Annotated in this window: 26 protein-coding genes; 18 read left to right on the top strand and 8 right to left on the bottom strand. The window is 53.4% G+C overall.

The annotated features are described in order from the left end of the window. Positions 1-104: 104 nt before the first annotated feature. A complete protein-coding gene (locus tag AC3G2T_RS10560) occupies positions 105-599 on the top strand; it encodes a CcdC family protein (RefSeq protein ID WP_488435414.1) in 495 nt (164 codons plus the stop codon). Here AC3G2T_RS10560 and AC3G2T_RS10555 read toward each other — a convergent pair. After that, positions 594-761: an aspartyl-phosphate phosphatase Spo0E family protein gene (locus AC3G2T_RS10555; RefSeq protein WP_474684903.1), complete on the bottom strand. Its 168-nt coding sequence runs from the start codon at positions 759-761 to the stop codon at positions 594-596. The two genes, AC3G2T_RS10560 and AC3G2T_RS10555, sit on opposite strands and share 6 nt — an antisense overlap. 108 nt (positions 762-869) lie before the next feature. Between AC3G2T_RS10555 and AC3G2T_RS10550 the strand changes: the two genes are divergently transcribed. The 3 genes from AC3G2T_RS10550 to AC3G2T_RS10540 all read left to right on the top strand — a co-directional run bounded on the left by AC3G2T_RS10550 (position 870) and on the right by AC3G2T_RS10540 (position 2,871). Continuing rightward, positions 870-1,754, top strand: coding sequence for an alpha/beta hydrolase (locus AC3G2T_RS10550; protein ID WP_488435413.1), 885 nt, complete (start codon positions 870-872; stop codon positions 1,752-1,754). 93 nt (positions 1,755-1,847) lie between these two features. After that, positions 1,848-2,468 carry a stalk domain-containing protein gene (locus tag AC3G2T_RS10545; RefSeq protein ID WP_488435412.1) on the top strand — a complete coding sequence of 207 codons (621 nt, stop codon included), beginning with the start codon at positions 1,848-1,850 and terminating at the stop codon, positions 2,466-2,468. Between the two features lie 91 nt (positions 2,469-2,559). Beyond that, complete coding sequence (locus AC3G2T_RS10540) at positions 2,560-2,871, top strand: DUF1292 domain-containing protein (RefSeq protein WP_474684906.1); 312 nt, start codon at positions 2,560-2,562, stop codon at positions 2,869-2,871. A gap of 92 nt (positions 2,872-2,963) precedes the next feature. On the opposite strand, the gene AC3G2T_RS10535 is transcribed toward AC3G2T_RS10540, so the two are convergent. Both AC3G2T_RS10535 and AC3G2T_RS10530 read right to left on the bottom strand, forming a co-directional pair. Further along, positions 2,964-3,383 (bottom strand): DUF1885 family protein, encoded by a 420-nt coding sequence (locus AC3G2T_RS10535; protein WP_474684907.1) that lies wholly within the window; start codon positions 3,381-3,383, stop codon positions 2,964-2,966. Positions 3,384-3,507: 124 nt separating this feature from the next. Continuing rightward, positions 3,508-4,977: an aminotransferase class I/II-fold pyridoxal phosphate-dependent enzyme gene (locus AC3G2T_RS10530; RefSeq protein WP_488435411.1), complete on the bottom strand. Its 1,470-nt coding sequence runs from the start codon at positions 4,975-4,977 to the stop codon at positions 3,508-3,510. A 173-nt stretch (positions 4,978-5,150) separates the two neighbouring features. On the opposite strand from AC3G2T_RS10530, the gene AC3G2T_RS10525 reads away from it, so the two are divergent. The 3 genes from AC3G2T_RS10525 to AC3G2T_RS10515 all read left to right on the top strand — a co-directional run bounded on the left by AC3G2T_RS10525 (position 5,151) and on the right by AC3G2T_RS10515 (position 8,686). After that, positions 5,151-6,425 (top strand): MFS transporter, encoded by a 1,275-nt coding sequence (locus AC3G2T_RS10525; protein ID WP_488435410.1) that lies wholly within the window; start codon positions 5,151-5,153, stop codon positions 6,423-6,425. 34 nt (positions 6,426-6,459) lie between these two features. Then, complete coding sequence (locus AC3G2T_RS10520; RefSeq protein ID WP_474684910.1) at positions 6,460-7,635, top strand: MFS transporter; 1,176 nt, start codon at positions 6,460-6,462, stop codon at positions 7,633-7,635. 814 nt (positions 7,636-8,449) lie between these two features. Further along, positions 8,450-8,686 carry a LacI family DNA-binding transcriptional regulator gene (locus AC3G2T_RS10515; protein ID WP_488435409.1) on the top strand — a complete coding sequence of 79 codons (237 nt, stop codon included), beginning with the start codon at positions 8,450-8,452 and terminating at the stop codon, positions 8,684-8,686. Between the two features lie 99 nt (positions 8,687-8,785). Here AC3G2T_RS10515 and AC3G2T_RS10510 read toward each other — a convergent pair whose 3' ends face one another. The 3 genes from AC3G2T_RS10510 to AC3G2T_RS10500 form a co-directional block, all read right to left on the bottom strand. Beyond that, positions 8,786-9,487: a hypothetical protein gene (locus AC3G2T_RS10510; RefSeq protein ID WP_488435408.1), complete on the bottom strand. Its 702-nt coding sequence runs from the start codon at positions 9,485-9,487 to the stop codon at positions 8,786-8,788. 106 nt (positions 9,488-9,593) lie between these two features. Further along, a complete protein-coding gene (locus AC3G2T_RS10505; protein WP_488435407.1) occupies positions 9,594-10,223 on the bottom strand; it encodes a YktB family protein in 630 nt (209 codons plus the stop codon). A 38-nt stretch (positions 10,224-10,261) separates the two neighbouring features. Further along, positions 10,262-10,399 carry a hypothetical protein gene (locus AC3G2T_RS10500; protein WP_488435406.1) on the bottom strand — a complete coding sequence of 46 codons (138 nt, stop codon included), beginning with the start codon at positions 10,397-10,399 and terminating at the stop codon, positions 10,262-10,264. Positions 10,400-10,547: 148 nt separating this feature from the next. Between AC3G2T_RS10500 and AC3G2T_RS10495 the strand changes: the two genes are divergently transcribed. The 7 genes from AC3G2T_RS10495 (at position 10,548) to gndA (ending at position 19,653) form a co-directional block, all read left to right on the top strand. Beyond that, on the top strand, positions 10,548-11,393 hold the full coding sequence (locus tag AC3G2T_RS10495) for a stalk domain-containing protein (protein WP_488435405.1): 846 nt from the start codon (positions 10,548-10,550) through the stop codon (positions 11,391-11,393). 475 nt (positions 11,394-11,868) lie between these two features. Next, the gene (locus tag AC3G2T_RS10490) at positions 11,869-12,465 is read left to right on the top strand and encodes a hypothetical protein (protein ID WP_474684915.1); all 597 of its coding nucleotides are present in this window, start codon (positions 11,869-11,871) and stop codon (positions 12,463-12,465) included. A 1,076-nt stretch (positions 12,466-13,541) separates the two neighbouring features. Beyond that, a complete protein-coding gene (locus tag AC3G2T_RS10485) occupies positions 13,542-14,549 on the top strand; it encodes a LacI family DNA-binding transcriptional regulator (RefSeq protein ID WP_488435404.1) in 1,008 nt (335 codons plus the stop codon). 15 nt (positions 14,550-14,564) lie between these two features. Beyond that, the gene (locus tag AC3G2T_RS10480; protein ID WP_488435403.1) at positions 14,565-15,836 is read left to right on the top strand and encodes a nickel pincer cofactor-dependent isomerase, group 22; all 1,272 of its coding nucleotides are present in this window, start codon (positions 14,565-14,567) and stop codon (positions 15,834-15,836) included. After that, positions 15,833-17,407, top strand: coding sequence for a gluconokinase (gene gntK, locus AC3G2T_RS10475; protein ID WP_488435402.1), 1,575 nt, complete (start codon positions 15,833-15,835; stop codon positions 17,405-17,407). Before AC3G2T_RS10480 ends, gntK begins: the two co-directional genes overlap by 4 nt. 33 nt (positions 17,408-17,440) lie before the next feature. After that, positions 17,441-18,208 carry an SDR family oxidoreductase gene (locus AC3G2T_RS10470; protein ID WP_488435401.1) on the top strand — a complete coding sequence of 256 codons (768 nt, stop codon included), beginning with the start codon at positions 17,441-17,443 and terminating at the stop codon, positions 18,206-18,208. A gap of 32 nt (positions 18,209-18,240) precedes the next feature. Beyond that, on the top strand, positions 18,241-19,653 hold the full coding sequence (gene gndA / locus AC3G2T_RS10465; RefSeq protein WP_474684921.1) for an NADP-dependent phosphogluconate dehydrogenase: 1,413 nt from the start codon (positions 18,241-18,243) through the stop codon (positions 19,651-19,653). Between the two features lie 37 nt (positions 19,654-19,690). On the opposite strand, the gene AC3G2T_RS10460 is transcribed toward gndA, so the two are convergent. Further along, positions 19,691-19,996 (bottom strand): hypothetical protein, encoded by a 306-nt coding sequence (locus tag AC3G2T_RS10460; protein WP_474684922.1) that lies wholly within the window; start codon positions 19,994-19,996, stop codon positions 19,691-19,693. Between the two features lie 173 nt (positions 19,997-20,169). On the opposite strand from AC3G2T_RS10460, the gene AC3G2T_RS10455 reads away from it, so the two are divergent. Further along, positions 20,170-20,694 (top strand): shikimate kinase, encoded by a 525-nt coding sequence (locus AC3G2T_RS10455; RefSeq protein WP_474684923.1) that lies wholly within the window; start codon positions 20,170-20,172, stop codon positions 20,692-20,694. 67 nt (positions 20,695-20,761) lie between these two features. On the opposite strand, the gene AC3G2T_RS10450 is transcribed toward AC3G2T_RS10455, so the two are convergent. Continuing rightward, a complete protein-coding gene (locus tag AC3G2T_RS10450) occupies positions 20,762-21,052 on the bottom strand; it encodes a rhodanese-like domain-containing protein (protein WP_474684924.1) in 291 nt (96 codons plus the stop codon). Positions 21,053-21,175: 123 nt separating this feature from the next. Here AC3G2T_RS10450 and crcB (AC3G2T_RS10445) point away from each other — a divergent pair, with 123 nt between their 5' ends. The 3 genes from crcB (AC3G2T_RS10445) to aroA are packed head-to-tail and all read left to right on the top strand — an operon-like array spanning position 21,176 to position 23,229. Further along, positions 21,176-21,562, top strand: a complete 387-nt coding sequence (gene crcB / locus AC3G2T_RS10445; protein ID WP_488435400.1) for a fluoride efflux transporter CrcB — start codon at positions 21,176-21,178, stop codon at positions 21,560-21,562. Then, positions 21,559-21,918, top strand: a complete 360-nt coding sequence (crcB, locus tag AC3G2T_RS10440) for a fluoride efflux transporter CrcB (RefSeq protein ID WP_474684926.1) — start codon at positions 21,559-21,561, stop codon at positions 21,916-21,918. The genes crcB (AC3G2T_RS10445) and crcB (AC3G2T_RS10440) overlap by 4 nt, the downstream gene beginning before the upstream one ends. A 15-nt stretch (positions 21,919-21,933) precedes the next feature. Further along, positions 21,934-23,229 carry a 3-phosphoshikimate 1-carboxyvinyltransferase gene (gene aroA / locus AC3G2T_RS10435; protein WP_474684927.1) on the top strand — a complete coding sequence of 432 codons (1,296 nt, stop codon included), beginning with the start codon at positions 21,934-21,936 and terminating at the stop codon, positions 23,227-23,229. Positions 23,230-23,259 lie beyond the last annotated feature (30 nt).

The raw sequence follows: 23,259 nt of genomic DNA, 5'->3' as shown, positions 1-23,259 counted from the left end.
ATGTAGCATGGGAGCTCGAACAATTTCAACCATTATGTAAAATGACTTTTGAACAATAAGGGACGATGTTATAATGGAGGGAAAGCAGATTGGAGGGATTTCAGATGACTTATGCACTAAGTTCTCATTTGCATGCTGTATCCCTGTTCGGGTCTCTTGGCATGGCATTGATGGTAATGCTGGTCAGAATGCGGGCTTCTTCGAAGCCGGTCAACACTATGAAAATCATCATGCCGCCGATCGGGATGAGCACAGGGTTTATGATGTTCATTGCACCGGTCACAAGAATTCCCGTGGAATGGGGGATCGCTTCTTTTTTGGTCGGCGCGCTGCTCTTCTCTTATCCGTTAATCAAGACGTCGAACATGTACGTCCAGGACGGCCACGTGTATATGAAGCGCTCCAAGGCATTTGTGGGGATATTGCTTGTTCTGCTGGCGGTCAGATTCGCGCTGCACGGTTACGTGGAAGAGTGGATCACGATTTATCAAACGGGGGCTGTTTTTTTCGTGCTTGCATACGGAATGCTGCTTCCATGGCGCATTTACATGTATATGCAATTCCGCAAGCTTACCGTTAAAAACGGCGGAAGCTTATGAAGCGGCGATCTGTTTCATCTGCTTGACGATCAGCTTGTCCAGTTTTTGGCTGATTTCGATGACTTGGGGATGGTGAAGATTGTATTTGTAAGCGGCGGCGGTTGCCACCAGCTGTTTTTTTAAACGGTCAATTTCCATGTCGAGTTTCGTTGAACAGGCCATTTCAGTAAGTCCTCCTAGTAATTGCCACTTTTATTGTAAGTTTACATGATTCATTAGGTAAATGGTACTACAATTTATTGCTTTTTGATGAGGTGTTGAGAGTCGGGCATGTTGATGTGGACAATTGGAAGTTTATTTCTCCTGGCTGCGGCGGGAAGCGTCGCTATTTCCGCCCATGTTGGGTGGCGTCTTACACACCCCGCGCATAAGCCTGTCGACGATTCTCCGGCTGCATACGGCCTGTCGTTTCAGGATATTGCCTTTGAAAGCAGAACGAAAGACGCGAACCTCCGCGGATGGTTTTTGCCGGCTTCCGGGACTGATGCCCGGATGACGATCATTTTAGCCCACGGATACGCGGGGACACGGCTGGAAAAAAGTCTTCCCGCGCTGGCTCTCGCCCGGTCGCTCGTACAGGCCGGCTATCACGTTCTCATGTTCGATTTCCGCAACTCGGGGCTATCGGAAGGCTCGATGACGACCGTGGGCTTTTTGGAAAAACAGGACCTGCTGGGCGCCATCGACTGGACCAAGCGGCATGTGCCGGGTGCGATCGGTCTGATCGGCTTCTCGATGGGAGGCAGCGCCTCTATCCTCGCAGCGGCGGAGGAGGACTCCGTTGTGGGCGTCGTTGCCGACAGCCCCTTCAGTCAGCTGCGACCTTACCTTCGGGCGAATTTGCCGGTCTGGTCGAAGCTTCCTCATTATCCTTTCACCCCGCTCATACTGACGATTTTGCCGCGGATGACGGGCATCGCCCCGGAGCGGGTGGATGCGCTTGCAGCCGTGGACCGCGTCAGCCCGAGGCCGATTTTGTTCATCCACAGCCGGAATGACGGCGCTATTCCTTATACCCATAGCGAGGCGATGTGGAGCAGGAACAGACACTCGTCCCAGCTGTGGCTTACGGAAAAAGCCGGACATGTCGGCTCGTACAAGCTTTATCCTTCCGAGTATACGAACCGGGTTCTCGCTTTTTTTTCAAATTTATAAAAACGGACGCAACTCTTCCCATCATCCGGAGTATAAAGATGCAGACAGGAAGACTACTAACGAGAGCTGGAGGGGTTAAGAGGGATGAAAGGGATGAAAGTTCAGCGTATATTTGCGTTGATGCTGGTGTTTTTTATTCTTAGTACGGCTACTGTGGTGGCCTCATCGATATGGGGGAATTATGAGGGATTCAGCATTGCGCGGTTGGTCGTCAACGACAAAACGGAAGAGTTTTCCGATTCGGATGTGCCGCCGCTCATTATTAACGGCAAAACGGTTCTGCCGCTTCGCTCGCTGACGCAGTCGCTGCAAGCGCTGGTGAAGTGGGACAATACGAACAAGACCGTGTCTTTGTACAAACCGAACGTGCATATGTTCTTTACGACGGAAGTGCGGAAGGATTCGTCGTTCGTGCCTTTTGGGGTCGTGGAGAAAGGCAAGAAAGCCGATATGATCATCGTCTTCGCGCAGGTTGACAACCTCAAAACGAACATCAATTCCGTCCAGGTATCGATCATCTCTCCGAGCGGGAACAGCGTGGTAGACCCTGTGGTCAAAGATATTACGGAGGTCAAGGATTCGTTCTGGCTCAAAGTTCCTTTGTACAACGTTTCGTTTGACGAGTCCGGAAACTATTTGGTCAAGTTTGCCATGCGGCAGGAAGGCTCTTCCGATTACAACGTCGTTTCGGAAAAGCAGATCCAGTCCAATTAAGAGCGGGTCCGCAAACTGTGGTTTGACCTCTCCTATCGAAAATGTTACCATGATTGGGAAACCAATTATTTGATGAAGAGAGGTTCTGCCTGTGAGCGATCATAAACACGATCATGTACACGGCCCAGACTGTGATCACGATCATGAGCATGGGGAAGATATTTTTATCGTCACCGATGAGGACGGTAAAGAGCATGAGATGGTGATGGTGTACACCTTCCAATCTCAAGAACAGGCCTATGCCGTATTGTTGGATCGCAACGATCCTGAGGCAGACGGGGTCATTTTCCGTGTCGAAGAAGAAGACGATGAAGCTTACCTCGTCAATATCGAGGACGAAGCGGAATGGGAACGTGTCGTTACCATTTACAACGAAATTATAGCTCAAGAAGCTGACGAGTAAAAACGATACATAAAACCCCCTTTCAGAGCGAGCGAGTTCTGAAAGGGGGTTTCTCATTATATCCTGGACACTTGACATTCAGCCGGTTTGCGTCATTTCCGGGGGTTAAAATACATGATTCTTCCGTTAAACAAGTGAAGTTCGGCTTTCAACTGACGACCCAAATATTTGCTGAATTCGTTGCCCTTGCTCTTGTCGCCATGAGTCGCGTTATCCGGCAACACGATCTGCACAAAATGGCGCCCCTCGTCCTGGGAGCCTTCGCTGCCGACGCCGACGACGATATATTTGTACAGCGGATTCGTTCCTTTGAGGTAAAACCATTTGCCGTCGCCTTCCGGCTTCGTTTCGATCGTGTAGGGAAATCCCGCCTCGTCGTATTCCCAGCCGAGCTGCTTCGCCGTAAGGGCAAGCTGTTCCCGGTAATGAAGCAGTTTCTCCTTGACCTCGTCCAAAGAAAGAGCGGAGACGGCAGAGCCTGCCACGAACTTGATATAAGCGCTTTGAGCCATTGTTTTGCGACCTCCTAAGAGTTTTCCGAAGGAAAACTTGCGTCGTAAGCATATCAGCACATCAACAACATCATAGCACCATGTAAACGGTTTTACAATATTTATCCAGCACGATTGCGCGCGTTTAGAAAATGGCCTGCGTCTCCACGATGACTTTGACGTTTTGCACGCTGCGATCTTCCGGGCCCTTGACGGGAAGACCGACTTCGACGTGCTCGACGATGTAATCGATCAGCTCCTGCGTGATGACTTCCCCCGGCAGAAGAATAGGGATGCCCGGCGGGTAGACGTAAATGAACTCCGCGATAATGCGGTCGGCGGCTTCCTTGAAAGGAATCGTTTCCGTTTCCCCGTAGAACGCATCCCTTGGAGTCAAGGTCAGCTGTGGGATGGCCGGAATTTTGACCACAACTTCATGGATGTGGCCGCTGCCGTCATGCACTTTGGACAGCTTGCTCAGCGCCTCGATCAAAGTATCGATGTTCTCCCGGGTGTCCCCCGGCGTGACCAGGCAAAGAATGTTGTACATATCGCTCATTTCCACTTCAATGTTGTAATTGTCGCGGAGCCAGTTCTCGACTTCGAAGCCGGTAACTCCCAGCTTGCGGACGTGGACCGTTATTTTTGTCGGATCGAAATTAAATGTAGCTTCATCGCCCAAAATTTCGTCGCCGAAGCAGTAGAGACCCGGAATTTCATTGATTTGCTTTCTCGCGTAATGGGCAAGATCCAGCGCATGCTGCGCCATGGAGCGGCCATTCAGTGCCAAATGTCTGCGCGACGTATCGAGCGAACCGAGCAAAATATAGGAGGTCGAAGTTGTAGTCAGCATGCTGATGATCGTCTGGATGCGCTTCGGATTGATGCGATTGCCCTGCACGTTCAAAACGGAGCTTTGCGTCATGGAGCCGCCGAGCTTGTGCACGCTCGTCGCCGCCATATCCGCGCCCGCTTTCATGGCCGACACCGGAAGCTGGTCGTGAAAATGAATGAGCACGCCGTGCGCTTCGTCCACAAGAACAGGCATGTTGTAGCTGTGGACGAGCTCTACGATTTCGGTCAAGTTCGTGCAGACGCCATAGTAAGTAGGATTAATAACGAGTACCGCTTTTGCGTCCGGATGCTTTTCAAGCGCTCTGCGGACGGAGCGGGTCGTAATGCCGTGATCGATCCCGAGATTTTTGTCGCGGGCAGGCGAAATGAACACAGGCTTCGCGCCGACGAAAATAATAGCCGCAAGAACGGACTTATGTACGTTGCGCGGAATAATAATTTTATCTCCTTCGGAGCAGACGGTCATAATCATCGTCATAATGGCTCCGCTTGTCCCTTGCACGGAGAAGAACGTGTGATCCGCCCCATAGGCGTCGGCGGCAAGCTTTTGCGCTTCTTCGATCACGCCCATCGGTTGATGGAGGTCATCCAGAGGTGCTATATTGATGAGGTCGATGGACAGGGCATTGTCCCCAATAAAGGAACGAAATTCCGGGTCCATGCCGACTCCTTTTTTATGGCCAGGAATATGGAATTGAATCGGATTTTTCTCGGCATGCGCCAGCAGTGCGGAGAACAGGGGGGTACGGTTATGGTCCACCTGATTATCGCTTCCCTTCTATAGTGGATTTGCTTGTCGATCTTTGCAACAAACAAAATGAGTATAACAAAATAGAGATTTCATGCAAGTGAAATTTTTGAAAATAGTTTGCACGCCTTGCGGCAAAACTAACAGGAAAGATCGGAAACGTCGGGAAAAGGAGCGGCAATCCCATGAATAGTTTGAAAAAATGGAAAAAACAGCGTTTGTTTTCGCCGTTTGTACTGGAACTATTGATCATTATGTTCGTGGTCGAATTTGTGAAAGGCGCTCTGCTGCTGACGATTTTGCCGGTCTATATGAAAACGGCCCTGGGCGCTTCCGCTTTCGTTATCGGCTGGACGCTCGCTGCCCAGTATATTGGAGATAATGTGCTGCGCACCCCTGTTGGATGGATCATCGACCGATTCGGCTATCGGACGGTGATGCTGACGGGAGTCCTGCTGACATTCGTCTCCGTCGTGCTCATTGCGACTACGTCCGCGTACATCTGGACGATTCTGGCTTGCGCGCTGCTGGGCTTCGGCACGGCTCCGCTGTGGCCGTGCGTCATTACAGGTACGACGGAGGTGGCCGGCGACGAAGCGAAGGGAACGATTATGAGCGTCGTCTATATGGCTTGGCTGTCCGGCGTCGGACTCGGTCCGGTGGCGATCAACTTTTTTATTGCGGACCATAATTTCCGTCCGGCCTTTCAATTAATTATCGGCTGCATGACCCTAGTCGTACTGGTTGCCCTGCTGCTGCCCGGAAGACCAGCGGCGGGAGGGAAGATGGCGAGAGGGCGGCAAGCGCCGGAGAAGGGCGAAGGAGCGGCGCACATACCCGCTAATCGCGGTAGCCGGCCGGAAAGAGCGGCGGCCTATATGCGCGAGGTCAGGCAATCGATGACGGTCAGCCCGCTGTTGTTTCCCGCGATGTTCGCGCAGACGTTCGCGCTCGGCATCCTTACGCCGATCTTGACGCTGTATGCGCGGGAAGTTTTGAAGCTGTCTTCGTTTCAATACAGCATGTTTTTGATCGCCGGCGGGGCGGTGACCGTGCTCTTTTTGATCCCGATGGGCAAGCTCGTCGATCGCATCGGCATTCGCCCATTTCTTGTCGCGGGCTTTTCCCTGAGCGCAGCCAGCCTGCTGCTGTTCACCTACGCGCGGGGGATGGGGCTGCTGTATGTTCTCGTCGCCGTGCTGGGCATCGGCTACGCCCTGATCATTCCTTCCTGGAACGCGTTGATCGCATCGGCGATCCCTCCCGAGAAAAGAGGGGCGGTTTGGGGATTTTTCCTGACGATCGAAGGGCTCGGTATGATCATCGGACCGATCGTATCCGGCAAGCTGTGGGACATTTACGGATACCATGCGCCGTTTTTGCTGAGCGGCTCGGTTCTCATTATTTTGCTTGTTCTTCAAAAGTTCATTTCCATCGGAAAAAAAGGTATGGTACGATAATGGAAAATGCTGCAATTGGAGGAAGACTGGCAACATGAATAAACAAATCGGAATTATCAGCCTGCTGCTTATTACGATATTCATTGGCTTCGGCATCATCATTCCCGTACTTCCGGAAGTCGTGGTCGGGGCAGGAGGAGACAAATTTCACAACGCGCTGCTGCTATCCGTCTATTCGGCGGCGTCTTTTCTCATGTCGCCTGTGTGGGGAGCCATGTCGGATCGCATCGGCCGCAGACCTATCATCATGATCGGCTTGGTCGGCTTTTGCGTGAGCTTTTTAATATTCGGCTTTGCCGGCGGCCATCTATGGATCATGTACGTATCCCGCATCTTGGGCGGACTGTTCTCCGGCGCGGCCACCGCTTGCGCAGTCGCCTATGTCGCCGACATTACGACAGCCGAGAACCGGACGAAAGGGATGGCGATGGTCGGCATGTCCATCGGGCTGGGCTTCATTTTCGGACCGGCGCTGGGCGGGATTTTGAGCCGCTGGGGGCTGGAGCTGCCTTTTTTCGCATCGGCCGGTTTATCGTTCGTTTCTCTCGTATTCGCTTACATGGTTTTGAAAGAATCGCTGCCTGCGGATCAACGCGCCGCCGCGGCCAAGGAAAGCAAAGTTTCCAGATGGACGGCGTTTGCCGGATCGCTCAAATATTTGTATGTGCTGTCGTTTTTCGTTACGTTTACGCTTGCCGGGTTGGAAGCGACATTGCAGTATTTTCAAATGGAAAAAATCGGCGCGACGCCTTTTGACATCGGCATGATGTTTCTGGCGAGCGGCATTGTCGGGGCGCTGATTCAAGGCGGCGTCGTGCGGAGGCTGGTGAAAAAAGGGGCCGAACAGCGCGTAATCGCGATCGGGCTCATTTTGTCCGCAGCGGGGTTCTTCCTGCTGCTGTTCTCGACAAGCGTGGTGAGCGCCGCGGTGTATTTGTCCGTCTTCGGCGCAGGCAATGCGCTGATCCGGCCTTGTGTCACTTCGCTCATCACGCAGCGGACGAAGGTCGGGCAGGGCGTAGCGACGGGCTTAAGCTCGTCGATGGACAGTCTGGGCCGCATCGCGGGGCCGCTGCTGGGCGGGGCTGTGTTCGCGCTTGACCGGGCGCTGCCGTTCCTGATCGGCGGCGTGCTGTGCTTGGCCGCGACGTTGCTTTTGCAGCGCTTCGTGCTGCTGGACCGCCGTGCGGCGGCGGGGCAGACCGCGTAGCGAAGCCGGGGAAGCCGTGCCTGTAGCGGCGCGTTGGGAGCTGCGCGCGGTACTGCCGGCCCGCCGTTCGGGCGGTCGGAGCGGCGGGCGTGGTCCGTGACGGCCTGCACGGCCCGAATGGCGCGATCGGCGGGCTCGGCCCGTTGCCGGCGCGGGGGAAAGTCTGCAAAAGTCACAAAAGTCAGACTGTTGGAAAACCCGCCCGCCAGAGCGGATGCATCTATTCGGTTATGCGCAGAAAGCCTGCAAAAGTGCAGCTTTTTGCTTGCTAAGACGCGCGTAATGGGAAATTCCTGCAAATGTGCAGGAATTTCAGCACATTTCTGCGCTCAAACCCGTTTGAGTCGAAAATTCCTGCACAATTGCAGGCTTTTCAGCCAAATGAACTACTTTTAAAGAAAAAGCCTGCACTTTCGCAGGCTTTTTGGCTTTTCCAAGCGGTTCAGGCCCCTTCCGGCTGCGGCAACAAAGGGGCGTGTTGCAGCGGGCTGAGCCCAATGGCTCGGGGCCAGAATGACGTTTGCCGAGCTGTTGCAAGCAGATGTGCATCGCTAACGCTATGCAGCCCCATTCAGCGTCATGCCCGCAGCTATAACGCGTGCCCGCGATGCCCGCAGGCGTACCGTGTGCCCGGGGCTGCCCGCAGGCGAAACGCGAGCCCGGGGCTGCCCGCAGGCGTATCGCGATCCCGCGATGCCCACAGCCCGGAGGGCGTTTTCTTGCCTGCTCCCTGGAAAGGCGTAGAGTTTTTCCGCTTAATGGTGTACAATGTTGGCACAAAATGAAGGATCCAGTGAAAAGGAAAGTGTCAGCGATGAAGCCAACTATTTATGATACTGCCAAAGCGATAGGGATCTCGACGGCTACCGTATCCAAAGTCATCAACAACACGGGCAGTATCAGCGATAAGACGAGGAGCAAAATTCACCGGATTATGGACGAGCTGAAGTATCAGCCGAACAGGCTGGCATCTGCGATGAAGGGCAACGGCAATGTGCCGGGTGAATCCAGCAGATACATGCTGGAAAGAGTGAAAAAAGAATTGACATAATGAAAGGCTGCCCCGCGGTCGTCGGACCTTGCGGGGCAGCCTGTTTGTTCGCCGCGGTAGCCCGAAATTGGTACGTGGAGAACCGTTGTAAACGGCGGCTTATTGTTTGGGGCCGTCATTTTTTTTGCAATTGATCATCTTCTCGATGGAAGGAGTGAGCTGATCCTTGATCGTTTGGACGAGCTTGTCCTTCGAAATGCCTTTGGACGCGGCGATTTCGGCCAGCGATTTGCCGGCTTTAAGCTCGGATTTCAGCTCTTCCCGGCTCATCCCCAGCGACAGGGCGAGCTTCTCGGAGTCCGGCTTCATCATGCCGTGCATGTGCCATTTGCCGTGATCGTTCATCTTGTCGAACAAATGTTTCTCGTTCAAGATGGATTTCAGATGCTCGGGGAGCTTTTGCTTCATATGCTCGCCCTGGTCGGCCGTCATCTTGCCGTCCTTGACCGCGGCATCGATTTTGCCGGAGCGCAGCGTCTGCAGCTTGGCGGTCAGATCGGCTTCGCTGATGCCTTTGGCCGCGGCCACCTCGGCAATGCTTTTGCCGCTTTGCAGCAATTTGATCATGGTTTCTTTATTGACCCCGATCAAGGAAGCGGCCTCTTCCACGATCGGCCACTTTTTCCCGTGCCTGTGGTGTGCGGTCTCATCTTTGCGCTCGTCGCCCGCCGCCTTCGCAGCCGGGGCCGCTTCCGTCTGCGCGCTGGCTGTGCGGCCTCCGGCATAGACGGCGCTTGCGGCGAACATCACGGAGCAGGCGATGGAGCCGACGATCAGCTTTTTCATAAAAGCTTGTTTCATCGGTCGGAATACCTCCTTTCTGTACAGAAATCGGAATTACAGCACTTAGTCTGTACAGAAAGGATAAATTTTACTTGAATGGAACCTTAAGCTAACTTAAATTTTGTCAGGCTTGGACGGCAGTCCGGTAGAGCGGAATGAGGCTCTCAAAAGTTTGCTTGATCAGCTGTTCCAGCTCGGCAGGCCGCTTCAGAACCGGTTCGCTAGCGGCAAGATTGCGTCCGATCAGGAGCTCGGCCTTTTTCACATCGCGGAAGCGGGTTAGCGCTGCTGTCCATTCGCTGCGGTCCAATTGCGACACGGCTACCGTATCTTTTTTCATATGATCGAAAGACAATACGAAATCGCTCGGCACTTCTTTTTGCAGCCGGTCCAGCTGACCCAAATAACGCTCGGCGATTTTGTCTTTGTTCGGAAGCTCGTAAATGAGCGCGAGCCAAATGAAAAGCCGGTCGTCAAACAGGCCGACCTGAAAATGCGGCACCTGCTTGTAGCCCCGTTTGTTCGGGCAAATCGCCAGCCATGTATCGACAGGCGGATTGACGGTGCGCCGCGCGTGCTTGGCTATATGCAAAAACATCTCCGTGCCGGACAGCAGGGACAGATCCTCGCACAAGGAGTCGCCCAGCGCCTTGAATTTGGGCTGAATCCGCTCGCGAATGGCCTCCATTCGGCCGTCCAGGCCGGCAATGGCAAATGTATCGAAATCGTGCTCCGTAAATCCGCTGAAATTCATCGTGTATTCCTCTCCTGTTGACACTTTTTTCACTCATTCTAATGCAAATTGCCAATTCCTGCAATGATCCGTACATAGCTCATGCATAGGCCGCGAAGCGCCTTGGCGGCCGCTTCGCAAGCAAAAGTCGCCCGGCAGGCGGAGCTGCTTTTGTGCATAACTTCAACAGAGTTCACCCGTCAGACTCCAGGGACGTTTGAAGCATTGCCCGGGAAAGTCACTGGCGTTTTGGAGCTGTTTTGTTGGAAAAAGCAGGAGAATGGCGATTTATGGCGAATAATTTCCAGACATTTCATTACTTTGCAGACAGGAGAAGCTAATGCTATGAGAGTAAGCAAATGGACGAAATTTACGGTTGTCGGTACTTTGATGGGCACCTGTTTTACGGCGGGCGTGTATGCCCAGGATGTTTTGGAGCGGGTGGACGCTTATTTGCGCAAGGATTTTCAAGTTGTCGTAGACGGGAAGCAGGTGGCGCTGGCAAATCCCCCTTTGATTTATAACAATACGAGCTACTTGCCGGTGAAAGAATTGGGAACGTATTTGGGCGCGATCGTAAATTGGAAGGAAAGCAACAAAACGATCTACGTCAACAGCCGCAAATACCCTGAGCAGACAACGGACGGAACCGATACGCAGTATACTGAAATCGTGCTGATGAGCCCTTATGCGCAATATTTCACTTATCTGGGCGCACAATATCCCGTTTTGATCAACATGACGGATCAAGGCTACTTTTACCGGTTAAAAGATGTGAAAAGAATGGGCGTTGACGTCGGCGGGCTTCATCTGGCCAAAGAGAAGTATACCGGGGATTTTTACGTGAACGAAAAAGAACTGAAACCGAAGTGGCAGGAAACGCCGCAGCCTGCGTACGTGCCGGAGCCGGTTGTCTTCACCGAAGAGGAGGACGACCTTAAGCGCAAAGCCATTTCCGATTACATCGAGGGCATCCGGAATTACGAAATAAACAAGGTGTCGTATTCGACGACGCCAATTATTATCGATGCCCTCCCCGAAGAAAATACGTATGACTTTTTAATGAGCGAGAACGGGCATTTTTTCCGCACCAAGCTCAAACTGACGAAGACGATTGAAATTAACAGTTCCAAGGCGTATACCGTAGGAAGCACGTCAAAAGAAGATATTCAGGCTTCCAAGCTTAATTGACGGACCCGGCGTATCAAAATATGGGCACCGAAACCGAAGACCGTCTAGATCGAATATGTCAACCGGGACCAGGGTGCTCTCGAGCCCGGCTGATCGGCGGCTTTATGCCCGAATATGGAGGCAAAAGATTTTCGAATTTCATGCCGCAAAAGCGGGCCATTGACGCCATTGAACGAATAGCCTCCGGGCAAACCCTCGGCGATATGCGGCTGCACATGGGAGTGCCGGCGCTGTTTGCCTGATTTTGTTTGGCGTCAGGGCGGCGATTTTGCGGCCTGGCGGCGGGGAAGCAAGCTGAATAACGGGCCTGTCCGATTATCGGGCGGGTCTTATTAATTTTTGTACGTTTTGCCTTAAAAAAATGTCAATAATCCAAGTTGCTAAAACATAGAATTCATAATAAGATAAAGATAAGAGGATAAGTTGTCTGAATATTTAGTCAAAGACGTGCCAATAAAATATGGAGGGGATTGCCGTGAGCAAGAGTCATGAAGTAGAATACTGCAACCTAGAGTTACGATTTGATCGCCGGCTAATCCGGAATTTTATCAAAGCGCTTATTCAGGAAGGATATTCGCTCTACTGGAATGAAAGTGAACTGCAGTTCATCATATCGATTCGTACGGGACGCAAACTGATCAAGCTGAAATTCGAGCGAATCGGGGAGAAGTATAAAATTGTAGGGAACTACTCCTTTAAGGATGAGAAGCTTGCTGAAATGATGGAGAAGCTGATCGGGGACACCCGCGGGCATGCCGTAGTGAAGCGGTTTAAAGACAGACAAATATTGATTGAAAACATCATGTTCGGCGAAATCATCCGCATGGTGGAGATCAGCGGCATCGAGCATAAAGTGCTGTATCAAAAAGAACCTGTCGTCACGGTGGAAGAAGTGATGCAGGCGCTGCGATCCAAACGAACGGATGAGAGAATCCCGGTCCTGCGCATGGAAATGGATTACGAGCTGGCGACGCTGTTTGACGCCATGGCTTCCGGCGATCAAAAGACGGCGATGGAGAGCAAGGCGAAGCTTGCGGAAATGAGACAAGAGATGATTTTGCTGGAGATGTGACGATGAATATAGGAAGCACATGATGGGAGAGCCTGTATCTGGAAGATGCGGGTTCTCCTTTTGCGTTTGAAAAATGAGCCGCGACCCGCTGAAAGTTGCCCACCTGCAGCCGGCTGCGTCCGCCTGCCGGGAGCAAATCTGTATCTGCGTGTGGGGAAGCCTGCCTACAGCAAATTCGCATCTGGGGGCGGGAAAGCTTGCCCGCAGCATATCTGTATCTGCGTGTGGGAAAGCCTGCCTACAGCAAATTCGCATCTGCGGGGGCGGGGAAACCTGTCCACTACAAATCCGCATCTGCGGGCGGGAATATCTGCCCAAAGCCAATCGGCATCTCCTGGAGTGGGAAAACCTGCTCATAGCCAATTGGTTTCTCCGCGAGCGGGAGAACTTGCCCATAGCAAATTCGCATCTGCGGGCGGGAAAACTTGCTCAGTCGGAAGGTTCCCCTGCTTGAGCGCCGGTGCCTCGTGGGTTAGGCACAGAAAACCTGCAAAAGTGCAGGTTTTTGCTCTTTGATGCGCCTGCGGTGGGAAATTCCTGCAAATCTGCAGGCTTTTCCGTTAATATGCAGGGCTTGGCCCGATTTTCCCGGAAATTCCTGCACAATTGCAGGCTTTTCGCCCAAACGAGCCGTTTCCATCGAAAAAGCCTGCACTTTTGCAGGTTTTCCTAGTGGGGGGCTCGCCAGGCTGTAAAGCGTGCACTTTCAAGCACTTTCGCGGGCTTTCCGAGCTGGCGCTCAAGCCAGGCTGTAAAGCGTGCACTTTCAAGTGCTTTTGCCGGCTTTCCGAGCGGGCGGCTCGCCAAGCTGTAAAACGTGCACTTTCAAGCACTTTCGCGGGCTTTCCGAGCTGGCGCTCAAGCCAGGCTGCTAAGCCTGCATTTTCAAGCGCTTTCGCAGGCTTCGCGAGAGGCGCGGTCGCGCACGGCACCTGCGTTCAACATGCCCAAATAAGCGCATGGTCCACTTGAGACAGGTGCTTGTTTGCATTCCGGGAAACAGCGGAATTTCCCGCGTGAAATAGGTATTGTTAACGTGTGCATAGATGTGCTATGCTGGAGTCAGAGGTGAGCGAATGAGCGTTACGATCAAAGATATTGCTCGTCTTGCAGGCGTTTCCCATACGACGGTTTCCAGAGCGCTGAACGACAGTCCGCTCATCAATGAGGAGACGAAGGAACGGATTCGCGCGATGGCTGAGCAGATGGGGTATTCGCCGAATTTTAGCGCGAAAAGTTTAGTGCTGGACCGGTCTTATAATTTGGGGCTCTTTTTTACGACGCTTAGCCAGGGAACTTCCGCCGGATTTTTTTATGAAGCGATTCGCGGGGTGAACAGTGTCATTCAGGACCGGTATCAATTGATCGTCAAAGGGATTGACGATTACACGAGCTTCCATACGATTACGCGCCGCAATTTCGACGGCATTATCGTAGTCAGCCAAAGCGATGACGATCAGCGATTGATCGAGCACGCGTCAGGCAAAGGCATCCCGATCGTCGTGTTGAACCGGCAGGTCGACACTCCCGGCGTGCTCAACGTGCTTTCCGATGAAGAGCAGGGCTCTTTTCATGCCGTTTCCTATCTGATTGAGCAGGGGCATGAGCGCATTGCCTTGATCGAAGGGCGCGCAGGCTTTAAATCGGCGGAAAACCGCCAGGCGGGTTTTGAAAAGGCGATGCGGCATTACCGGATTCCGGATAATCCGAATTACAAGTTTCCGGGGCTGTACGATCTGGAAAGCGGTCACCAAGCCATGAAGCGGTTTCTTGAGCTGGAAGAGCGTCCTACGGCGGTATTTTGCTGCAACGACCAGATGGCTCTCGGGGCTATGAAGGCTGTATCGGAAGCTGGGCTGCGCGTGCCTGACGACATTTCCGTGCTCGGCTTTGACGATACGGAGTTTGCGGCTTACGTGACTCCGGCGCTCACTACCGTTCGCAGACCGATCGAACAAATAAGCAAGGAAGGCGCCGTCCGGATCATCGACATGATCGAGCACAAGCAGTCCGAGACCGCCGCGCTGTTTTTAAAAACCGAACTGATTGTGAGAGAATCCGTTCGCAGGGTGCAGAAGGCGTAAGAGAGGGGAATAAGGATGAGCATATTAAGAGAATTATTAAAAGATATACCCATTCCGCAAATGGTAAAAATCCGTCAAAAATTCGACGGCGCGCGGCTGGAAAACCCGGAGCTCGAGCTCCGCGGCAAGCTGTATGAGAGCGGAGTGCTGGACACGATCCAGCCTGGACAGCAGGTCGCCGTAGCCGTCGGAAGCCGGGGAATCGCCAATATCGCGGGATTCACCAAAACGACGCTCGATGCGATCAAAGAGCGCGGCGCGCACCCGTTCATCGTGCCCTGCATGGGCAGCCACGGCGGGGCGACGGCGGCCGGCCAGGCGGAGGTGCTGCATCACCTGGGCATCTCCGAAGAAACGATGGGAGCGCCGATCCGCTCCTCGATGGAAGTCGTGCAAATCGACCAGCTGCCGAACGGCCTGCCTGTGTATGTGGACCGCATCGCTTCGGAAGCGGACGCGATCGTCGTCATTAACCGCGTGAAGCCGCATACGGCGTTTCGCGGACGGATCGAAAGCGGCATCATGAAGATGATCGCGATCGGCCTGGGCAAGCAAAAAGGCGCCGAAGCGTGCCACCAGCTCGGCTTCAAGTACATGGCCGAGAACGTGCCGGCGATGGCGAGAATTATGATCGACAAGCTGCCGATCGTGTTCGGCGTAGCGCTTGTCGAGAACGCCTACGATCAGACGTGCAGGGTGGAGGTGCTGCCAGCCGCCGAGATCGAGGCGAGAGAAGAAGGCTTGCTGGTCGAAGCGAAGGCGCGGCTGCCGAAAATTTTATTTGACGAAATTGACGTCCTTCTTATCGATTATATCGGCAAAAACATCAGCGGCGACGGCATGGACCCGAACGTGACAGGACGTTATCCGACGCCTTATGCGCACGGCGGGCCGGAAGTAGCCAAAATGGTCGTTCTGGACCTTACTCCGGAAACAAAAGGGAACGCCAACGGCGTAGGAACCGCCGATTTTACAACGCAGCGGCTTGTCGACAAGACCGATTTGGCCGCGACCTATGCGAACGGGTTGACTTCGACCGTGTGTGCGCCGACGAAGCTGGCGACTACCCTCGAGAACGACTACTATGCGATTAAAGCGGCGGTTAAAACATGCAACATTTTGGATTACACGAAGTGCAAGCTTGTTCGCATTCAGGACACCCTGCATTTGGGGGAAATCGAAATTTCGGTCAACTTGCTTGAAGAGGCGAAGCGGCATCCCGATATCGAGGTGCTGACCGAGCCTTACGATCTTGTATTTGACGCAGAAGGGAATATTAGCAAATGAGTCAGCTTTCAGCAGCGAAGCCGTATATTTTAGCGGCGGATATCGGCACGACCAGCACGAAGACGCTCATCATTGACAGAGAGGGCAAGGTGAGAGCATCGCATTCGATCGAATACCCGCTGTTTACGCCTGCCCCCGACCGTGCGGAGCAGGATCCGCGGCAAATTTTCGATGCGGTTGTCACAGGGATCGGAGCTGTCGTAAGCAGGCTGGGCATCCGCGCCGAGGAAGTGCTCTGCGTTTCTTTCAGTTCCGCGATGCACAGCCTTATTGCGGTCGACCGGCAGGCGGAGCCGCTGACGCCCTGCATCACCTGGGCCGATAACCGCAGCGCCGGCTATGCGGAAGAGCTGAAGCAAAACGGCCTGGGGCAAGCGGTATATTCCCGGACGGGCACGCCGATTCATCCGATGTCGCCGCTGTTTAAATTGATGTGGTTTCGCGATCACGAACCTGAACTGGTCAGCCGGACATACAAGTTCGTCGGCATTAAAGAATACGTCTTCGCCAAGCTGTTCGGCCGGTTTTTGATCGACCACTCGCTGGCTAGCGCGACGGGACTGTTCAATTTGGAACGGCTGGACTGGGACGAGGAAGCGCTCGGGCTGGCGGGCGTGACGAGGGAGCAGCTGTCGGAGCTTGTGCCCACGACATACAGGGTGGAAGGCATGAACGCGGAATACGCCGAAGCGATGGGACTGTCGCCGGAGACGCCGTTTATTATCGGCGCTTCCGACGGCGTATTGGCGAATCTGGGCGTCGGCGCCTTCGAGCCGGGCGTCGTTGCGGTTACGATCGGCACGAGCGGCGCCGTCCGCAGCGTCGTGCCGCGGCCTGTGACCGATCCTGAGGGCAGGCTGTTCTGCTACGCCCTGACCGAAAATTTCTGGGTCGTCGGCGGCCCGATCAACAACGGCGGAATTGTGTTCCGCTGGGTCAGGGACCAGCTGGCCACGCTGGAAGCGGAAGAAGGCCGTCGGCGCGGCGGCGATCCATACGACAGGCTGACCGAGCTGGCCGCTCAGGTGCAGCCGGGCTCAGGCGGCCTGCTGTTCCTGCCGCTGCTTTCGGGAGAGCGGGCGCCTTACTGGAACGCGAACGCGCGCGGCGTTTACTTCGGGCTGACGCTCAGCCACGAGAAAAAGCATATGATCCGCGCCGCTTTGGAAGGCGTCATGTTCAGCATCAACTCCGTAGCCGCTTCCCTGGAGGGGCTGATGGGACCCGCCGCGGAAATCCGCGCATCGGGCGGCTTTGCGCGCTCGGCGTTTTGGCGGCAGATGCTTGCCGATATGACGGGCACGCAGGTCGTCGTGCCCGATTCGATCGAGAGCTCGGGTATCGGAGCGGCTTTGCTGGGGCTTTTGGCTATGGGAGAAATCGAGGATTTGTCCTATGCGCACAACTGGATTCGGGTAGGCAGGGCTCATGAGGTGAATGAAAGCGATTATCGCGTATATAAGCAATTGACATCTATTTATACAAGCGTATATCATCAATTAAAAGATCAATTCGATGCGATTACCGCTTTTCAACAGCAGAACCTCCTGAGCCCTCCTGCAAAAATATAAACCAGTTTTTCATTATTGAGGAGGGCAAAGACAATGAACTTATTTGATCTTACTGGGAAAACAGCCGTAATCATCGGCGGAAACAGCACGCTTGGAGGCGTCATGGCGACAGCTCTGGGCGGACACGGCGCGAAAGTCGCGGTCGTCGGCCGCAATCAGGAGAAGAGCGAGCAGGTGCGTCAGCGGATCGAAAGCGCCGGCGGAGAAGCGAAGTGCTTTCCGGCGGACGCCACCAAACGCGAAGATTTGGAGCTGCTGCTCAAGGAAGTTTTGGCGTGGACCGGGCGTGTCGATATTTTGATGAATTGTCCGGGCAAAAACAGCGCTACGCCTTTCTTTGACATTTCCATGGAAGAATGGGATTCTATTATGGAGGTTAATTTGAAAAGCGTCGTGTTAGCCTGCCAGGTGTTCGGGAAACATATGATCGACCAAGGAGAGGGCGGAAGCATTATCAACATATCGTCCGTTTCTTCCGATCCGCCGCTTTCCCGTGTTTTCACTTACTCAGCCTCCAAGGCGGCCGTCAACAATATTACACAAAATCTGGCCCGCGAGTTCGCTCCGAGCCGGGTGCGTGTCAATGCGATCATTCCGGGCTTTTTCCCAGCGGAGCAAAATCGTAAGATCTTGTCCCCGGAACGGGTGGAATCGATCATGCGGCACACGCCGATGAATCGTTTCGGCGAAGCGGAAGAACTGCAGGGAGCGGCCGTATTCCTCGCTTCGGAGCAGGCCTCCAGCTTCGTAACCGGTGCTGTCTTAAGAGTGGATGGCGGTTTTGGCGCGATGACGATTTAAAACATATTTAATCGGAAGGGTGTATGAGAGACATGTCCAAACAACAAATTGGTGTCGTCGGTCTTGCGGTCATGGGGAAAAACCTGGCGCTGAACATTGAAAGCAGAGGTTTCAGCGTATCGGTCTATAACCGTTCTCCGGAAAAAACAAAGGAGCTTCTGGAAGAAGCGCCCGGCAAGAAACTGACAGGTACATACAGCATTGAAGAATTTGTGCAATCTCTGGAAGTGCCGCGCAAAATTTTGATTATGGTCAAAGCGGGCGGCCCTACTGACGATACGATCAACCAACTGCTGCCTCATTTGTCCAAAGGCGATATTTTGATCGACGGAGGCAATGCTTTCTTCCCCGATACGCAGCGCCGCAACAAAGAGCTTGAAGCGCACGGCATCCGTTTTGTCGGCACAGGCGTTTCCGGCGGCGAAGAGGGCGCATTGAAAGGGCCGTCGATTATGCCGGGGGGCCAAGAGGACGCTTATAAGCTTGTCGAGCCTATTCTGACGGCGATTTCCGCCAAAGTGGGCGGCGATCCTTGCTGTACGTACATCGGTCCCGACGGTGCCGGCCACTATGTGAAAATGGTGCACAACGGTATCGAGTACGGCGACATGCAGCTGATTTGCGAAGCTTACCAACTGTTGAAAGACGTGCTGAATGTGAGTACGGAAGAGCTTCACGAGATTTTCACGGAGTGGAATAACGGAGAGCTGGACAGCTATCTGATTGAAATCACGAAAGATATTTTCACGAAATACGATCCGGAAACCGGCAAGCCGATGGTCGACGTTATTCTCGATTCCGCAGGCCAAAAAGGAACGGGCAAATGGACAAGCCAAAGCGCACTGGATCTTGGCGTTCCGCTTTCCATCATTACGGAATCCGTCTTCTCCCGCTTCATTTCGGCGATGAAAGCCGAGCGCGTCGCGGCCAGCAAAGTGCTGAAAGGACCTGCGGCCCCAGCTTATACCGGCGATCGCAAAGCGTTTATCGAAGCGGTTAGACAGGCGCTGTACGCAAGCAAAATCTGCTCTTACGCGCAAGGCTTCGCACAGATGAGAGCCGCTTCCGAGGAGTACAACTGGAACCTGAAATACGGCAGCATCGCAATGATCTTCAGAGGCGGCTGCATCATTCGCGCAAGATTCCTGCAAAACATCAAGGACGCGTACGACCGCGATTCCGAGCTGAAAAACTTGCTGCTGGATTCATACTTCCAAGGTGTGGTCGATAAATATCAACAATCGTGGAGACAAGTCGTCGCTGAGGCTGTAACCCGTGGTATTGCAGTGCCTGCGTTCGCTTCCGCGCTTGCATACTACGACAGCTACCGCACGGAAAGATTGCCTGCCAACCTGCTGCAGGCGCAGCGCGATTACTTCGGCGCACATACGTTCCAGCGTGTGGACAAAGAAGGCTCCTTCCATTTCAACTGGATGGAGAACTAATCGGAGGGCGGCGGGGAGAGGGGCCGCGCTTGCAGGGCTATTTTGAAGTATCTTCCTGCAAGCCGTATGCCGCTTCCCGCAGCCACATTTTCAGGCGGTCGGCTTCTTGGTCGAACCCGTTGCGGCGGTGAATGAGCATCATCGCGACTTCAGCAAAATAACGAAAATTTTTCATCAGGCGTGGTTGACTAAGATCCAGCATTTGCGGGTCTTCTTCAGCCACTTTTTTCTTAATAAACTCCAATATCCAGATGACGTCATCTTTGCACAGCGGATAACCGGGGTGTAAAATCTGTTCCAGTTTGCCTTTGGTGTGATTGGTATAGGTGGAAGTTACGTTCAAAGCTCCATCTCTCCTTGCAGATTTATGGTCTGTAGTTCCATCTTTACTGTTCATGCTGGAATATATTCACATTACTATATGTTTTTTTGACATCATGTATTCATCGCAGCCCGGTTTATGGTATGATATTGGGTAAGTTTGCGCAAAAAAGCGATTCGGAAAAGGGGATTGGCGTGAGTACGAGCAATATCGTTCTGGTAGGATTTATGGGTACAGGCAAATCGACGGTTGGAAAAAGTCTCGCCGCACGCTTGGGCTGGACGTTTCTCGATTCGGATACCGTCATCGAACAGCAGAGTCAGACGACGGTGTCTGAGCTGTTTCGGATACATGGAGAGCCGTACTTTCGGGAGTTGGAGAGTCAGGCATTATCCGATATATTATCGCAAAGCAATCAAATTTTGGCCACCGGCGGCGGAGCCGTGCTTGCCGGCAAAAACCGGGCCTGCATGCAGCAAAACGGCTTCGTTGTCGCGCTCAAAGCTTCTCCTGAAGTAATTATTCAAAGAGTGAGCAGCGACCAAAGCCGTCCTTTGCTGCAGGGCAATTTGGAAGAGCGGGTTCATACGCTGCTGGAGCAGCGCAGACACGCTTACGATTTCGCGCATCTGGCGATCGATACCTCCGAGCTGGACCCCGATCTAATTGCCGATCTGATTATGGAAAAAGCAGGACTTAAGGGCGCCGACCGAAGTTAACGCCTAGGAGTCTGTCCGATGAACCACGTAGAAGGTATGCACTAAACCAACTCCGTCGGACAGACTCCTAGTTAGGCCACTCCAGCATGCCGCCGGTCATATTTTTAAGGCCTTTGTATCCGAGCGATTCGAGGTAGCCCAGCGCCTTGCCGCTGCGGTTTCCGCTGCGGCATACGAGAATAATTTCGCTAGCCTGCGGAATTTCGGCGTGCCTTTCCGGCAGCTCGCCGAGAGGGATATGCTTCGCTCCGGGAATCATGCCTGCGGCAACTTCCTCGTCTTCGCGAACATCGATAATCGTAAGCTGTTCGCCCTGTTCCAGGCGTTTTTTGATTTCGGACGGTACAATCGTATCCATGTAAGACCTCCGCATGTCGTAATAGCTGGGAAGAAGTCCCACCCTAGCTTTAATGATAGGAAGAAAGCGGTTGGTTGTCAAACCGCGGGAAATGCCAATTCGATACAAACGGGGGGAGTTCGATTGACTTCGGTCTATATCGGTATAGCCGGCATTTTGGGGGCGCTGACCCGCTACGCGATTTCACTTTCATGGAATCCGGCTTTGCCGGAATCGTTTCCATGGGGAACTTTGCTGTGCAATTTCGCGGGGTGCCTGATGCTCGGTTTTTTTGCCTTCGCCGCTAAGCTTATGCTGCCCGACAGTTTGCGGGCTTCAATTACGGTTGGGTTCATCGGCTCTTTCACGACGTTTTCCACCTTTAGCTACGAAACGGTCGATATGCTGCGGACGGGTCATGTACTGCAGGCTTTCCTGTATATTAACGTCAGCTTATGGGGGGGACTCGCCCTGGCCTGGCTGGGAAGCCGGCTGGGTCAATCTTTTCGCAGCAGGGGAGAACAATTATGACAACGTGGCTCTGGCACGTTTGTTTGGTAGGGGGCGGAGGCTTTGTCGGGGCAATCAGCCGTTATCGAATGTCCCTTTACATGAGCAGAAGGTTTCCAAGTTCTATTCCGTATGGTACACTGACTATAAATCTGTTAGGCAGTTTTTTGCTCGGTTGGCTTATGAAATACCATGCGTCGGACGATTGGAAACTGTTGATCGGAACGGGTTTTATGGGTGCCTTTACGACATTTTCAACGCTTGCGCTTGAGAGTGTGAAGCTTTTGCAGGCAGGAGCATGGAACTATTGGCTTCTTTATACGCTGCTGAGCTATACACTCGGCATTGCGCTTGCGTTTGTTGGATATTACATATAGGGAGAGATCGAACTGATGAAGGCCATCGTCAAGCCAACCGCTCGTCTGCAAGGAGAAATTAACGCATTATCGTCCAAAAATTACACAACCCGCTACCTGCTGATCGGAGCGCTCGCGGAAGGGACAAGCACGATTTATTATCCGGCTCACAGCGAGGATAGCGATGCTATGCGGCGCTGCGTGCGCGACCTCGGAGCCGTAATCGAAGAGGACGACGAGAAAATCGTCATCACCGGATTCGGCAAGCATCCCAAACACGTATCCGAGCTGAATGTCGGCAACGCCGGCGCGGTGCTTCGCTTTTTGATGTCCACCGCCGCATTTTGTCCTGACCTGACGTTCGTCAATACGTATCCCGATTCTTTGGGCAAACGCCCGCACGATGACTTGATCGACGCTTTGCAGCAAATGGGCGTCGAAGTGCAGCACAATAACGGGCGGCTGCCGATCACGATAAAAGGCGGACAGCCACGCGGCGGCAAAATTACCGTTTCGGGCAATGTCAGCTCGCAATTTTTAAGTTCTTTGCTGTTTATGACACCGCTGCTCGAAGAAGACAGCGAAATCGAAGTTTTGCACGACTTGAAATCGAAAATCATCGTCAGACAGACGCTGGAAGTGCTCGAACAAGCAGGAATTAAAGTCGAGGCAAGCGAAGACTTGATGCATTACAAAGTGCCGGGCAGACAAGCTTATCAGGCCAAAGAATATGTCATCCAAGGCGATTACCCGGGTTCCGCGGCCGTATTGGCGGCGGCGGCCGTAACTCACTCGGATGTCCGCGTGCTGCGTCTGGAAGAGAACAGCAAGCAGGGCGAGAAGGCGTGCGTGGACGTTCTGCAGGCCATGGGCGTCAATCTGACGCATAACAACGGAGTAGTCCATGTTCGCGGCAATCAGCAGCTTAAAGCCGGAGAGTTCGACGGGGATCACTTTACGGATGCGGTGCTTGCCATGGTGGCTGCCGCGGTGTTTGCCGAAGGCACCTCCCGGTTTTACAACGTGGAAAACTTGCGCTACAAAGAGTGCGACCGCATCACGGATTACTTGAACGAGCTGCGGAAAGCCGGCGCGGATGTGGAAGAGCGCCAAAGCGAAATCATCGTGCACGGCAAGCCTCAGGGCGTAGAAGGCGGGGTAGAGATTAACGCTCATTTCGACCATCGCGTGATCATGGCTTTGACGGTCGTCGGCCTTCGCTCGGAGAAAGGGCTCGTTATAAAAGATGCGCACCATGTCGCCAAATCGTACCCGCAATATTTCGATCATTTGCGTTCTATCGGCGCCCAAGTAGAACTGGTTAGCGAATAGCAATTTTCTAAAATAGCGAACAGGTGATCA

This window comes from Paenibacillus sp. sgz302191 (assembly GCF_057749925.1).
This window is presented reverse-complemented; position numbering and strand designations above follow the sequence as displayed.